Here is a 14,436-nt window from a genome sequence, read left to right on the forward strand (position 1 = left end):
GCGTGACTGCCCATATGCGGCAGCCCGATGGTGCTTTCGTCCTGGACCGCGGGCAGCGGTGCATCACGCGCCGCACCTCAAGGCCGTTGCGGCCCACAGATTGACGGGCAAGGAGGCCCTCACGATGACGACGACCCCTCAGACCGAGGCAGGGCCCGACGGGACACAAGCCGTCGCGCTGCAGCTCTCAGAGCTGGTGCTCAAGACCGGGCGCTACGACGACATGGCCGCCTTCCACACCCACGTCCTCGGGCACGGTCCGTTCTACGAGCGGACCCCCGATCCGGACGCCCCGCCGCGCCCTGCCGAGCCGGTCGTCTTCCTGAAGGCACCGTCCTCGGTCATCGGTACTGGAGAGCGGATCCGCTTCCCGAAGGCAGCCCCCGATGCGGTCGACTACGAAGGCGAGCTCGCGGTCGTCATCGGCCGACGCGCGACCGACGTGTCCGAGGCGGAGGCGTACGCCCCTGTTCCAGCGCTGGTCTCCTATCTCTCTCGGCAGACGACCCTCGAACCCGGCGACGTGATCAGCACTGGAACCCCCGCCGGTGTCGGCCACAAGAAGGGGCTCTTCCTGCGGTCCGGCACCGAGGTGCGTATCGAGATCGAAGGGATCGGCGCCCTCGTCAACATCTGTGCTTGACGGACAGGGCGCTACGAGGCGGCATTCCAGCCGGAGAAATGCCGCCCTCATCACAGGATTCCGGCAGGCTACGGAGGCCATGACATGAGTACACAAGCTGACGACAGCTTCGGTGGCGGAGACCCCTGGAAATACATCCAGCCGTGGGACGAGGAGCGTTTCGGCTCGGAGATCCACGACGTCAACCAGCGGGTGAAGTGGGAAATGACCATGGCCATCGCCGGTGGTCTGCCCTACATCTGGCAGGAGCTGGCCCGGCCGATCTCCGAGATCGTTTACGGTCTCCTCGAGCTCCGTGCCGGAGACCGGGTTCTGCTCATCGGTGAGGGCATCGCGCCCGCCGGATGGGTGGAGGACATGCAAGCCATTGTGGGGCCGGACGGCGTCATCGACACCGTGGAGATCATCAAGGACGGACGAAACGCCGTCTTGGGCAAGGTCCCCGGCCGGAACGGCCAGATCGGCTGTTGGCGCTGGTCGTACACGGACGCGGTGGACGATGAGGCATACGACTGCGTCGCCGTGTTGCAGGCCACACAACACTCCGACGACTGGCACGAGACGGCCGCGGACCTGCTGCGGGTGATGAAGCCCGGCCGACGCATCGTGCTGGCCGAAGCGGTCCTCAAGGGAACGACGTTCACCTCCCGTATCAACTCTGACGTCCACCTTCGGCAGTGGTTCGACAAACTCTTCGCGCACGTCCCCGTGGACGACATCCCCTACTACTCCGGAGAACAGATCCGCGAGGCGTTCGGGGACAAGGTCGACAGCCCCCAGCTGATGGAATGGAAGGGCATCGAGATGTACTGGGGCCGCAAGCGGTGACCACCGCCACAGGCTTGGGGCAAGGGGCTGCGGCACGCGTTCCTTCCCAGTCACCAGAGTCGATCCACCCCTTCACTCAAGGACAAGGAGGTCCCCGTGAGTGTCGTTGAAGACGTCATGGTTCTGGGCTCCGACCATCCGTTGCGCAGTATCGTCCGCGACGAGCACCTGCTGCTCTCGCCGCCGCATCCCCCGAAGGTGCCCGTCAAGTTGTGGGGGGAGCACCAGCCGCTGACCGTGGTGCACTATCCGCAGCAGTACGAGCCGGAGGCGTTTGCCCCGCCGCGCGGTGTCTACGAGAACGACGGGATCCGCGTCGAGTGGCAGAAAATGGACGGCCGGCAGCCGTTCTACCACCGCAATTGCGACGTCGACGAGATCTCCTACCAGATCGGCGGCGAGCGGACGCTGATGTCCGAGCTCGGTGTGATCGAGTTCCAGACCGGCGAGTTCTCCCGCATCCCGCGCGGCGTCGCCCACGACAACTACGGCCGCGAGGACAGCCACCTGCTGTTCTACATCCCCGCACCGGTCACCGAACTCGCACCGGCCCAGCGGGAGTCAGAGGCCATGATCCCGCCGTTCCCCGGCTGGCAGCCCGGCGAGACCAACGAGGCGATCACGCAGTGCATGGCCGCGGCGGGTCACGACATCGCCGTCTTCGGGGCCGACGAACAGCTCCTCCTCGAGCAGGTGCACCAGGAGGACCGGCGGATGACGGTGCTACGGGCCGATCCCGGTCAGGACGTGACCTGGCTGTATTCGACCGATCGCATCCGCCTCGGCATGGTCACCACCATTCCTGGCGGGCAGCGCCGCTACCGGCGCACCCTCGATGCCGACGAGATCCAGTACCAGGCCCATGGTCACCGCACGCTGGTCACCCAGCGGGGAATCGTCGACCTCGAGCCGGGTGATTTCGTGCGCATCCCGCTCGGCATTTCCCACAGCAGCGTCGTGACCGAGCCCGGTGATTACGTCAGTCTTCTCTCGCACCAGGAACTGCCCCAGGTCGCCGAGACCGCGCGTACGGCGGACGCGTACACGCCGGAACGGCTCCCGAGCCTCACCGTGGAGGTCCGCTGATGGCCACGATGCTTGCCTTGCGTGCGCACGAGGGTGCCGAAGCACTCGTCCTTGAGGAGGTGCCCGTCCCCGACCCGGGTCCGCTCGACGTGGTCGTGAAGGTCGCCTCCGCCGGCCTGGCGCCGGGCATCATGCGCCTGCTTCGGATGGGAGCGCTCAAGCACCTGCCCACCACACTCGGCCACGAGGCCGCAGGTGTCATCTCCGCCGTCGGCCGGGACGTCACCGGCCACGCGGTCGGCGACCGGGTGCGGGTGCACCCGCTGCTGAACTGCCGTGAGTGCGAGTACTGCCGTACCGACCGGGACATGATGTGCGCCCAGCAGGCCATGCTCGGCCACGCCGCCTTCGGCGATGCCGCGATGCCTCTGTACGAGCAGTACCACGACGGCGGACTCGCCGAGTACGTCCGTGTCCCGCACTGGCTGATCGATTCGCTGCCGGACTCCGTCGGCTTCGACGTCGCGGCCAAGGTCCAGGATCTCGCCAACGCCGTGCGCGCACTCAAATGCGCCGACCTTCCGGAACGGGCCACGCTCGTGGTCACCGCCGCGACCGGCACCATGGGAACCGCGACGGTCAAACTCGCGGAGCACTTCGGAGTCGCCCGTCTGATCCTCGTCGGCCGCGACAGCGAGCGCCTCCACCGTGTCGCGGGGCTCGCCGGCGGCATACCGACCGACGTCGTCGCGCTCGGCGAACTTCCCGAGAACTGGTCGACCGACGGTTCTCTCACCCGGCGGCTGCGCGAGCTGGCACCCGGGGGAGCCCATGCCGTCATCGACTTCATCCCGGAGGGTCCCGCCCTCGGCCAGGCCATGGCTGCTATGGCCACCGGCGGCACACTCGTGCACATGGGCGGCAACTCCACGCCGCTGGCGCTGCCCCCCATCGCCCTGATGATGCACTGCTGGCGCTTCGTCTCCACGCGCGCCTACACCCGCCAGGACGCGACGGATGTCCTGCGTCTGCTCGCGGCGGGCACCCTCACGGCAGACGAACTCATCACCCACCGGTTCCCGCTCACCGAAGCGCTCAAGGCCATGGACGCAATGCAGCAACGCGTCGAGGACCCCATGTGGATGACCGTGATCAATCCCTGACCCGGCGCACGCGCGCGTCACGGCTCCGCGGAGTCGCCTCAGTACAGTGAGAGGAAGCCGGAAAGTGTCCGAATCAGAAGCCGTACACAGCCAGGAGCCGCCCCTGATCGCTGTGATCGGGGCGGCAGGGCTCTGCGGTACGTACGTGCTGGAGGCCGCGCTGCGATCTCCATTCCGGGTCCGGGCCGTTGTGCACGGCCCGGCAGGGCGGGAACGAGTCGCTGCCCTGGGCGTGGATGACATCGTCGAGGCCGACTTGGAGAAGCCGGACACCGTCCGTGAGGCGCTGGAGAGCGTCGACTTCGTGTTCATGATTCCGCCGGCATTCCACCCGGAGGAAGACGTGCTCGCGATCAGGGCACTTGCGGCGGCTGAGCACGCGGGCGCGCGCCGGTTCGTGTACCTGTCGGTCCTCCACCCGCACACCCCCGGGCTGCGCCACCACCTGCGCAAGGCGAACGCCGAGGCCGCGGTGCGGGCTTCGCGGCTGAACTGGACGATCCTCCAGCCCTCGATGTTCGCGCAGATCGTCCTGTCGACGTGGGGGAGGGCCCCGGCCGGCCCAGTCGAGGTGCCGTTCAACGTGGACAACGAGTTCTCGTTCATCGACTTGCGTGACCTCGGGAAAACCGGCGTCAAGGTGCTCTCCCAGCAGGGGCACGACTCGGCGACCTACGAACTCGCCGGACCTGCCCTGACGTTGGCCGACGCGGTGCGCTTCGCCGGGCGGGCACGAGGAGTGGATCTGGAGGCGAGGACGGTGCACTGGGCGGACGCACCGCTCCCGCCGGGAGTGGCCGACTCCGCGTCCCGGGCCTCGGACATGCGCGCCATGTGGCAGGACTATGACCGGCACGGTCTGCGCGGCAACAGCAACGTCCTGCGGATGCTGCTCGGCCGTGCACCCACATCCTTCGCGGAAGCGGCCACCGCGTTCGCCGCGCGAGGCTGAGGGCTCCCGACGCAGTCGGGGTGTCTCCCCTGAACCAGGGGAGACACCCCGCGCAGCGACTGCAACGTAAAGCCACCACGGCGCCGAGAAATCTTTTACGTACCACGGAGGCGAGTACTACCTCGAGACGGGCACCTCCATCGAACGGGCGAGCCTCTCCGCGGAAGGCACCGAGGGCATCTTTTTGCGCTGTAGTGCCAGGGCTCTTCTGCGTGGGAACAATCGGCCGTGCCGGGCGGCCGTGCCCGCCTGCTTCTCAGCGCTGATGGGCCATCATGCGGCGCGAGTCCGTGGCCGGCCTCGACTGTGCCCTGGCGGGGTGCCTGGGTGGGGACCACGTGCGTATGCGCATGTCCGGGGTCGCCGGGTCCGGTGTCACTGTGGACTGCCGGGTCCTCTGTCCTGCGAAGGGTCGTCCGTCGTCAGCGGATCCGCTCCCTCCCACGCTGCTCGCAACAGCCGCCGCACACTGTGGGCGGTTATGGGGCGCGGATTGTCCGCTGGGACCACCTCCAGGATTTTGCGCACCGCCTCCTCGATGTCGGCCTCGTCGAATCCGTGATCCCGCAGCGCCTTTGGGGCGTCCACCGAACGCCGCAGTCGCTGCAGGCCTTCGATGGCCGTAGCGGCGCCGAAGGCTGCCGCGATTCGGCGTTCGGCCTCGGGGGCGGCGGGTGCGTTGAACGCCAGCACATACGGCAGCATGACCGCGTGCGTCTCGGCGTGCGGCAGGTCGTAGGTGCCGCCCAGCACATGGCAGATCTTGTGGTGCAGACCTGAACCTGCCGAGGAGAAGGCCACTGCTGACAGTTAAGCGCCGTACAGCATCCGCTTGCGGACCTCGACTGCGGAAGGGTCCGCCACCACCGCCGGGAGTCCGGCTGCCAGTGCCTGAATGCCCTCTCCTGCCAGTGCTTGGTCCACTGGATCCGTGCGCGGAGCCCACATCGAATCCACACAGTGCGCGAGCGCGTTCAATCCCGAAGCGACGCTCATAGGCACCGGCAACGACAGGGTCAGCGTCGCGTCGAACACGACCGCGCGTGGTAGCACCCGCGCGTCCACTCCCGTGGTCTTGCGTGCCCGCTCGGTCAGCCCCCAGACGCTGGTAGCCTCCGACCCGGCATACGTCGTGGGAACGGCCACGATCGGGATTCCGCTGGTCAGCGCGATCGCTTTTGCGAGGCCCGTCGTGGAGCCTCCGCCGACGCTGACCACCAGGTCCCCCTTGTGCGCAGCTGCTGCGGCGCGCGCCCCCTCGGCCGATTCAACCGGAACGTGCATCACCACCTCGTCGTAGCGGAGCACGACGGGCACGTGGACGGTGATCCGCTCGGCCAGGCCGGCCACGGATGCCGACGCGATCACCATGACCCGCTCGCCGCCCAGCCGCTCCACCTCGTCGCGTACGGTCGACGACGCCTCACCAGGTGCGAAGCACACACGCTGGGCCAGAGTTTCATGCGTGAAACGCACCGCTCACTCCTTGTCGTTCACGGATGACTGCCCCGTTACCTCGGTCGTGGAGCGAGTACGAAGTCGAACCGCACACCCGACCAGCTTTGCCCCGGCAGATCGCGCCCGTCGGGAGTCGGCGTGCCGGCGGGGTGCTGTTCGAATCGAAGGACGAGAGATTCCCTGACACCGAACACCGCATCGGAGGCGAGTAGTTCGTCGCCCTCGACGAAGATGTGCGTGACGAGGGTGCGCAGGCCGGGCGCAGTGGCCATGAAGTGCAGGTGGGATGCACGCATGGGTGAGCGCCCGGTCGCCTCCAGCAGAAGCCCGACCGGCCCGTCGTGGGGGATGGGGTACGGAGTGGGAGTGAGACACCAGAACGCGTAAGCACCACGGTCGTCGGTGAACAGGTGTGCTCGGCCGGCGGTGTGGTCGTCGTCGTACTGCACGTCGTAGAGGCCTTCCTCGTCGGCTTCCCACACCTCGAGTCGCGCTCTGGGGACCGGGTTGCCGTCGGTGTCGGTGACGGTGCCCTCGACCCAGCAAGGTTGTCCCGGGGCACCGGCGGCCAGGTCACCCCCTATCGGGATCTCGGGAGAGCCGTCGACGAAGAACGGGCCGACGACGGTGGCTTCGGTGGCGCCCGTGGCGGCCCCATGGTTGACGTTGATGGTCTGCATGGACGCGCCCAGCACGTCGGAGAGCAGCACGAACTCTTGTCGGCGGTCGGTGGTGATGTGGCCGGCCGAGGTGAGGAACTGGATGGCGTGTTGCCATTCCACTTCGGTCAGGCGTACCTCACGGATGAAGGCATGCAGGTGCCGCACCAGGGTCTGCATCAGCTCCTTGAGCCGCGGATCCGGGGTGTCCTGGAATGACGCGAGGACGGTCCGGACCAGCTCTTCTTCAACCTGACGTTGCCGGTCCGATACTGGGAGAGAGGCTGCCATGGTGGTGTTCCCCCTGTCGTTGGCCTTGTTGTTCACGAGGTGGGTGCCTCCTCGGCGTCGTAGCCGTAGATCCAGCCGTTGCGCAGCAGCGGATCGGATTCGGCCAGTGAGGCGTCGCGAGCCTGCTGCTCGGGCCCGTCGGGCAGGTGGTTGATGTCCCTGCGACCATGGCTGATCTCCTGCAGGCGTGTGGTGCGTTCGATCCGCGCCGCCTCGTACTGCTTCAGTGCCTGTTCGGGGTTGTTCGCATACGCGGCCAGGCAGCGAGCCAGGGTTGCGGCGTCCTCGATGGACTGGGCCGCTCCCTGGGCGAAGAAGGGAAACATTGGGTGCGCGGCGTCACCGAGCAAGGTGATCCTGCCACGGCTCCAACGCCTCAGTGGCGCCCGGTCCAGCATCGCCCAACGCCCGGGTACACCGCTGGCGGTGATCAGATCCGTCACCCGCGGGTCCCAGTCGGCGAACTCGGCATGGAACGCCTCGATCGTGGCTGTGGTACTCCATGACTCGTCGGTGTAGTCCCCGGCCGGGGCGAAAGCGACGACATTGACGGCCTGCCCATCGGCGACCGGGTAGTGCACGAAGTGCCGTCCGGGCCCGAGCCAGAGGGTCTGGGCGCGGCGCAGGGCGAAGCCGGGCGCGGCTCGGGCGGGCACGAGCGTGCGGAAGGCGCAGAGACCGGAATACGTCGGCGGTGCGGGCTCGGTCACCGCGTTGCGGACGACGGAGTGTACGCCGTCGGAGCCGATGACGATGTCCGCCTCGGCCTGGCTGCCGTCGGCGAAGCGCAGCAGTACGACGTCCTTTCTTGCGTCGACCGCTGTGCAGCGTGCGCCCAGGCGGACCCACTCGCTGGGCACAGCCGTCCTGAGCGAGTCCAACAGGTCGGCCCGGTGCACGACATAGGTGCGCTCGCCGTAGAGCCGTTCGCACACGCCGCTGAGCCTCTCCACCGACAGCACACTGCCGTCCGTCCAGCGGCGGAACTCCCAACCCCAGTCCAGCGGCACGGCCCGACGGAGGAACTGGTCCATGACGCCGAGGCGCCGCAGCAGCCGTACGGCATTGGGAGCCATCACGAGCCCGGCTCCGACCTCGGTGAGTGCGGGCGCCTGCTCGTAGACGGTGGCGGTCAACCCCGCTCGGCGCAGGAAGGCGCCGGCGGCCAGACCACCGACGCCACCCCCGACGATGGCAATGCGCGGACCTGGCGCGGTGGCAGGCATCGGGGGACTCCTCTAACTCGTCCAGGACAGATCGACTGGCCCCCAGATCCTGTCGGGCGTCCCGCGCCGCCGGGAATGGCTGTGTTCATTGAATGGACGTCGCTTTCCATGGCGTGGCTATTCTGAGTCGGCAGGCGAGCGGTGCCACACAGCGAGGAGGCCGTCCCATATGTCTCGGACCAGCGAGCCCGGCAGGACGGTGAGTTCCCGCCTGCTGGAGGTACTGTTCGCCTTTCGCCCGGGGCATTGTGCGCTCAGCCTGGCCGACCTGGTACGCAAGACAGGCATGCCGCACGCCACCGTACGGAGATTGGCCATGGACCTCGCCGACTTCGGCGCGCTGGACCGTCGGCCGGACGGCAGATTCACGGTGGGACTGCGGCTGTGGCAACTCGGGACCCTTGCCCCGCTCACCGAATCACTGCGCACGCTGGCCCGGCCGTTCCTTGAGGACCTCTACACCGCGCTTCACCAGCACGTCCAACTGGCAGTCCTGGAAGGCCGGGAAGCGGTGATCATCGAGAGGCTGTCCGCGTTGGAGGCGCCCGAGCTCGTCTCGCAGGTTGGTGGCCGGCTTCCGCTGCACTGCACGGGCGTGGGGAAGGTGCTGCTAAGCCACAGCGACACGGAGTTGATCGAGACCGTACTGACGGGCGAACTCCGGGCATATTCGTCGCGAAGCATCGTGGCACCGGAGGTGCTGCGCAAAGAGATCGCCGACTGCCGTCGCACCGGGACGGCGACGGTGCGAGGAGAGCTGACCCTCGGGGCCGACTCGGTGGCCACGCGCATCGTGAACGGCGAAGGCCGCGTCGTGGCGGCGCTGTCGGTGGTCGTGCGCACTGACTCGGTAAAGCACCATGCGGTGCTTCCGTCCGTTATCGCGAGTGGTCTCGGCCTCTCCCGCCTCCTCGGCTGGAGCCCTGATGTCAAGGTTCGCAACGGCTAAGTATCGACTTCCCGTTCTCTGGATGGACAGCGGCGTTGTGCGAGCGGGCCGGACTGCCTTCGGATACTCGCGGGGCAGTGCTTCGCGCGGGCCGGAGCCGAGTGGTGCGAGGCACAGTAGCGGACTGCGTGAACCGGTCCCTCGCGAGGTGCCGGTGTCAGCGCCTTCGCGAAGTCGATTTGCGCCCGATGGAAGTCAGCGCCGGCAAAATGATGGTCGATGTTGTGACCGCAGCCGGGAGGAAGCCACCGTGCGGCCATCGAGAGAGCAGCGGTGAAGGACCTCGCGAAGGCCGCGGAAGTGTCGGGTTGCGGCCCAGAAAGCGTCGTATTCGACGAGTCCGTAGTGGACGGGCGCACTGACCTTCGTGGCTATCTGCGGGAAGTCGGTGCATCCTCGCTCTACACAGCGTGTTTCCACGTGCCCTGACATTCATTGGATTGGTGGATGCCGCACAGGGTGAGGGCCTTCGTGTGGTTGCTCTCGACCGACCGACCTGCAATAGCACCGGCCCGAGTCCTGCGCTGCAGTGAAGTCGCCCGTGATCGCGGGCGACTCCCACCCCGAGCAGGTCCACAGCAATGCCGCCTACACCGGCGTGGAACGTCCGACGACGCTTACTCCGTTGGGCCCAAGGAGCGTCAGACACCGATAACCCGACGCACATCATGCACAGTGCGACACAGTTGGAAGTGGGCACCAGCGGGCGGAATGAACCCCTCCGATACAGAGTTGGTCCCTGCCATGAGCCAAGCAGTAGTAGCGAGCGCATACGGCGGTCCCGAGGTCCTCTCGGTGATGGATGCAGCCGTCCCGGATCCGGGGCCGGGCCAGGTGCGCATCGAAGTTCGTGCGGCCGGCGTCAATCCCTTCGATCAGAAGATGTACAGCGGCGCCTTCGGGGCCGATCCGGCGAACTTGCCCCTACGGCTCGGTGTCGAGGCGGCGGGGGTGGTGACCGCAGTGGGCGTCCATGCAACCGGCCCCGCAGGTCCGGTCGAGGTCGGCGATGAGGTGATCGCCTATCGTGCGGCCGGCGCGTACGCTGCGGAGCTCGTCGTCCCTGTTTCGTCGGTGGTGCCGAAGCCCGTCGGTCTGTCCTGGGAGCAGGCCGGCGGACTGATGGCCGCAGGCGTCACCGCCGTGCACGTTCTCGAGGCGATCGGCCTGGGCAAGGACGAGTCGGTGTTGATCCACGGCGCCGCGGGAGGAGTCGGCCTGATGGCCGTGCAGCTGGCGGTGGCGCGCGGCGCCACTGTCCTGGCAACGGCGAGCCCGGCCAGGCACGAGCTGCTGCGCGACCTGGGGGCGATCCCGATCGCGTACGGGGCTGGCCTGGCCGACCGGGTACACGCGGCAGCGCCGGAGGGCGTCCACGCGGCAGCCGACCTGGTGGGCACCGACGAGGCGGTGGACGTCTCCGTGGAACTCGTGGCGGACCGCTCCCGCATCGCCACTATCGCGGGCTTCGGGCGCGGGGCCCAGGTCGGCATCAAGCTTCTTGGCGGCGGCCCCGGCGCGGATCCGGGCACGGAGATCCGCGCCGCCGCCCGCCTACAGCTCACCGAAGCTGCGGAGGCCGGGCGACTGCGCGTGCTGATCGCCGGCAGTTATCTGCTCAGCGAAGCTGCTGCCGCCCATCGCCAGATCATGACCGGTCATACCAGCGGAAAAATTGTCCTGGTGCCGTAAACCACCAGAGCCGTGCCCTCGACCGACGACCGTTCACGGCCAGCGCAACGCAGGTCGGTAAACCGACGCGGCTGTGTCCCTCGACTGCCTTCAAGCCGGTCCAGTTCGCTGCCTACATTCACTTGGGACGAGCTGAACACGTCAGAGGAGCCCGGGGCATGCCGCGGAACCGCCAATAGATCCCCCCGCGAAGAACGGGCGGGTGATCTGCTCGCCGCGTTAACGGAGCTCTTTCTCGCCAAGGGCTACGACAAGACCGCGATGGCGGACATCAGCGCCGTCGTCACGGTGGCCAAGGGTCACGTCTACTGGTAGTTCAACTCGGAGAACGACATCTTCCCGTCGCCCGGCCCTTGCCTTCGGTGCGGGTCTCATGGACCCGCGCGCATCTCCGCGCACTCCGAACGTCACCGTGCAGGCGCCACCCCGGACTCCACCCGTGCTCCTTCGGCAGTTGGCTTGGCGTCAGGGCAGGAGGATTACTTTGCCGGTCTGTCGTTGGCTTTCGAGGTAGGTGTGGGCGTCGGCTGCTTCTTCGAGGGGGTAGGCGCGGTCGATGATCGGGTTGATCTTTTTGTCTGCCAGCAGTTCCAGGCACAGTTGTTGGTCGCGCAGGGTGGCGCCGCGCACGCTGGCGATCTTGACCTGTTGGCCGATGAGGGCGAGTGCGTCCAGTTCGAGGCGGGACCCCTGGTCGGTCGGTGTGCCAAGGACGATGACCGTGCCGCCGAGGCGTGTGCAGGCAAGAGAGAGCTGGAAGAAGTCGTTGCCGCCGACGCAGTCCCAGACGGCGTCGGCGCCCGCTCCCTGGGTCAGCTCCCGTACCTGTGCCGGCATCCGGGAATCGGTGGAGTGCACGATGTGGTCGTAGCCGAGCTTCCTGAGTGCTTCGTCGCGGTCCGGCTTGGTGGTGGTGCCGATGACGGTGGCTCCGCTCAGCTTTGCCAGTTGTGCGCAGGCGATCGCCATTCCGCCGCTGGCGCCGGTGATGACCACCGTGTCGCCGGGGCCGACGGGCGCTTGCCTGGCGCAGTTGAGCGGGGTGGTGTAGGTCCACATGGTGGCTGCGGCCGTCTCGTAATCGACGCCGTCGGGAATGGGCAGGACGGCGTCCTGGCGGCGCGCGACGTACTGGGCGTATCCGCCGAAGACCTGGTGTCCGGGGTAGGCAGTGTCGATACACAGGTTTTCGAGTCCGCGTACGCACAGGGCGCAGTTACGGCATGGCGGGTGCGGGAGCTGGACCGCCCTGTCGCCGGCGCGCCAGCGGGTGACGTTTTCGCCAGTGGCGACGATCTCACCGGCCGCGTCACGGCCGAGCTGGAACGGCAGGGGCCAGGCCGGCCGTCCCGGGAGAGGCTGCGGCAGGTTGCCCGCGCGGTAGCGCAGGTCCCAGCTGTTGACGGCCGTGGCGTGCACGCGCAACAAGACGTCGTCAGGGCCAACGTCGGGGATCGGTGCCTCCACGTACTTGAGCACCTCGGGCCCGCCGTGCTCGAACAGGCGGACCGCCATCATGGTCTGTTCCACTCTTATGTTCCTTCAGATCGTTACGCGGTTCATCGCAGGCCCGGCACAGCCGCCAGCACCTCACGCGCCCGGGAAGGCTCTGTGCGAGCGGACCCCGACCAGGCGGTTCACCCGGGGCGGACCAGGAGAATGACCAGTCCGACGATCTTGGGTGCCCCGTCGCGTGGCCCGGCCGTGGCGGTCGGTACAGGTTGACAGACTGCCGGATTCTTGACTGCGGGTCATGAGATAAGCCCGTGCCTATCCGACCTCTTTACTGGTCTTGACTGGAAAGTACCCTAGAACTAGCTTGGCTCCAGTTCAAGAGAGAAGGGGGCAGTAGCCCTACTTCACCCAGGAGCGCTCTGGAGCGGCAAGAGCCGACACTTCCGCTGCTCAGGCGCTGATGGTCAGGTGGCAAACAGGGATGGGCGCCGGCGACTTGCCGAGTTGAGTGCCTGACCTCGTGCGGGCCGGAGCTCGGCCCAAGAGGGTGCACTCGCCCTCGGACCCGGTCGACGGACGCGGCCCGCCGACTCTGCGAGCTGACCGCGACCAGTCGGCGACAACCAGCCCATGGCTGGCGCCATGCCTTCAACGGCTGCGGCTCGAAGGGCCATCGGCCCCATCGCGAACGACGCGCACCCTCGCGGAGCGCGACAGCCATTGGCGTGACCCTGGCAATCACCCGCGCGCCCTAGAGGGAGAGTGGACATGCCCGACGACCGTTCCTTCCAAGCCATGACTCCGCCCGCCGAGCCCCGCACCAAGCCTCCTGCCGGGTCCACCCGGCGAAGATTTATCGCCGCGACTGCCGCTGCTGGGGGAGCTGCTGTGGTCGGCGGTGTGGGCGCGGGGCAGCCTGCGTTCGCGGCCGGGGCGGTGCCTGGTGGCCGTGTTTCTGCGGCGGTCGGCGGCTTGAAGGACCATCGGAACGCCAAGAGGGAGAAGAAGATGCGCATTGTGGCCGTGGAAGAGGCGTTCTCCATTCCGGGAGCTATCCGGCAGGAGGCGGCGATCCGTCAGCGTATGGATGTGCCGGAGGCGATCAAGCAGGAGTGGTTCCGGCGTCTGGATGATCTGACCGAGCTGCGGCTTGCGGACATGGATGCCAACGGCGTCGACATGCAGGTTCTGTCGTATTCGACGCCGGGTCTGGAGGTGATCGAGGATCCGGCGGAGGCGGTGGCTGTCGCGCGGCGGGTCAACGATTTTCTGGCCAAGGCGGTGGCCGGCCATCCGAAGCGGTTCGCGGGTTTCGCGGTGCTTCCGTTGCAGGATCCGAAGGCTGCGGTCGTGGAGCTGCGCCGGGTGGTGGAGGAGCTCGGGCTCAAGGGCGTGCTGTACAACGACCATGTGCGGGGTCATTACCTGGATGAGCCGCAGTTCAGGCCGGTGTGGGCGGAGCTGGAGCGTCTTGGTGTGACGCTGTATCTGCATCCGGCTGTGATCCCGGCCGACAACTGGCGTGTCTTTGACGGGTATCCGGTGCTGGTGGGGCCGTCGTGGGGCTGGACCGCGACGACGGGTGCCCATGCGCTCCGGTTGATCTACGGCGGGGTGTTCGACCAGTTCCCGCGTGCGTCGGTGATGCTGGGGCACATGGGTGAGCTGCTGCCGTTCCAGATGGCCCGGCTTGACAGCCGTTACCCCCAAGTGCCCGTGGAGCAGCGGGTCGAGCACCTGCCCTCGTACTACCTGCGCAACAACGTGTACGTGACCACCAGCGGAGTCATGTCGCATGCCGCGCTGCTGGGAGCCGTCCATGCCGTGGGCGCCGACCGGGTGCTGTTCTCCATCGACTACCCGTTCGAGTCCAGCGCCGAAGCGGTGGCGTTCCTGCGTTCGGCACCGTACGCACCGGCCGACCTCGCACGCATCGCGCACGGCAACGCCGACCGCATTCTGAGACTGTGAGCAAAGATCGTGCGCAAGCTCTGACGGGGTCTCATCCCTGTCGATGACCAGCTGTCGCGCGCGGTGGGCGAGCAGGGCAGTGCCGGGCGTGGCCGCCCTGGCGAACGACTGCAACCGCGCGTT

At 67.6% G+C, this 14,436-nt stretch carries 12 protein-coding genes and 1 pseudogene; 9 read left to right on the forward strand and 4 right to left on the reverse strand.

Annotation, left to right across the window (positions count from 1 at the left end):
- The first annotated feature begins 124 nt into the window (after positions 1-124).
- The 5 genes from ABZT03_RS15075 to ABZT03_RS15095 all read left to right on the forward strand — a co-directional run bounded on the left by ABZT03_RS15075 (position 125) and on the right by ABZT03_RS15095 (position 4,612).
- Positions 125-643, forward strand: a complete 519-nt coding sequence (locus ABZT03_RS15075) for a fumarylacetoacetate hydrolase family protein (RefSeq protein ID WP_356038735.1) — start codon at positions 125-127, stop codon at positions 641-643.
- 84 nt (positions 644-727) lie between these two features.
- A complete protein-coding gene (locus tag ABZT03_RS15080; protein ID WP_356038738.1) occupies positions 728-1,471 on the forward strand; it encodes a hypothetical protein in 744 nt (247 codons plus the stop codon).
- A 96-nt stretch (positions 1,472-1,567) separates the two neighbouring features.
- Positions 1,568-2,557 carry a hypothetical protein gene (locus ABZT03_RS15085; RefSeq protein ID WP_356038741.1) on the forward strand — a complete coding sequence of 330 codons (990 nt, stop codon included), beginning with the start codon at positions 1,568-1,570 and terminating at the stop codon, positions 2,555-2,557.
- Positions 2,557-3,660, forward strand: a complete 1,104-nt coding sequence (locus ABZT03_RS15090) for an alcohol dehydrogenase catalytic domain-containing protein (protein WP_356038743.1) — start codon at positions 2,557-2,559, stop codon at positions 3,658-3,660. Before ABZT03_RS15085 ends, ABZT03_RS15090 begins: the two co-directional genes overlap by 1 nt.
- Before the next feature lie 64 nt (positions 3,661-3,724).
- Positions 3,725-4,612 (forward strand): NmrA family NAD(P)-binding protein, encoded by an 888-nt coding sequence (locus ABZT03_RS15095; protein ID WP_356038746.1) that lies wholly within the window; start codon positions 3,725-3,727, stop codon positions 4,610-4,612.
- 375 nt (positions 4,613-4,987) lie between these two features.
- On the opposite strand, the pseudogene ABZT03_RS15100 reads toward ABZT03_RS15095, so the two are convergent.
- From ABZT03_RS15100 to ABZT03_RS15110, 3 genes and pseudogenes are all read right to left on the reverse strand, one after another.
- Positions 4,988-6,088 (reverse strand): annotated as a pseudogene (locus ABZT03_RS15100) (maleylacetate reductase).
- 35 nt (positions 6,089-6,123) lie between these two features.
- A complete protein-coding gene (locus tag ABZT03_RS15105; RefSeq protein WP_356038749.1) occupies positions 6,124-7,020 on the reverse strand; it encodes a dioxygenase in 897 nt (298 codons plus the stop codon).
- A gap of 32 nt (positions 7,021-7,052) precedes the next feature.
- Positions 7,053-8,246 carry an FAD-dependent monooxygenase gene (locus tag ABZT03_RS15110; protein WP_356038751.1) on the reverse strand — a complete coding sequence of 398 codons (1,194 nt, stop codon included), beginning with the start codon at positions 8,244-8,246 and terminating at the stop codon, positions 7,053-7,055.
- 169 nt (positions 8,247-8,415) lie between these two features.
- Between ABZT03_RS15110 and ABZT03_RS15115 the strand changes: the two genes are divergently transcribed.
- The 3 genes from ABZT03_RS15115 to ABZT03_RS15125 all read left to right on the forward strand — a co-directional run bounded on the left by ABZT03_RS15115 (position 8,416) and on the right by ABZT03_RS15125 (position 11,202).
- Positions 8,416-9,195: an IclR family transcriptional regulator gene (locus ABZT03_RS15115; protein ID WP_356038754.1), complete on the forward strand. Its 780-nt coding sequence runs from the start codon at positions 8,416-8,418 to the stop codon at positions 9,193-9,195.
- 744 nt (positions 9,196-9,939) lie between these two features.
- Positions 9,940-10,887 carry an NADP-dependent oxidoreductase gene (locus ABZT03_RS15120; protein WP_356038757.1) on the forward strand — a complete coding sequence of 316 codons (948 nt, stop codon included), beginning with the start codon at positions 9,940-9,942 and terminating at the stop codon, positions 10,885-10,887.
- Positions 10,888-10,899: 12 nt separating this feature from the next.
- On the forward strand, positions 10,900-11,202 hold the full coding sequence (locus ABZT03_RS15125; protein ID WP_356038760.1) for a helix-turn-helix domain-containing protein: 303 nt from the start codon (positions 10,900-10,902) through the stop codon (positions 11,200-11,202).
- Between the two features lie 150 nt (positions 11,203-11,352).
- Here ABZT03_RS15125 and ABZT03_RS15130 read toward each other — a convergent pair whose 3' ends face one another.
- The gene (locus tag ABZT03_RS15130; protein WP_356038763.1) at positions 11,353-12,417 is read right to left on the reverse strand and encodes a zinc-binding dehydrogenase; all 1,065 of its coding nucleotides are present in this window, start codon (positions 12,415-12,417) and stop codon (positions 11,353-11,355) included.
- A 693-nt stretch (positions 12,418-13,110) separates the two neighbouring features.
- Here ABZT03_RS15130 and ABZT03_RS15135 point away from each other — a divergent pair.
- Positions 13,111-14,313 (forward strand): amidohydrolase family protein, encoded by a 1,203-nt coding sequence (locus ABZT03_RS15135; RefSeq protein ID WP_356038766.1) that lies wholly within the window; start codon positions 13,111-13,113, stop codon positions 14,311-14,313.
- Positions 14,314-14,436: the final 123 nt, after the last annotated feature.

Origin of the sequence: Streptomyces sp. NPDC005574 (assembly GCF_040605435.1) — a bacterium.
Taxonomy (GTDB): domain Bacteria; phylum Actinomycetota; class Actinomycetes; order Streptomycetales; family Streptomycetaceae; genus Streptomyces.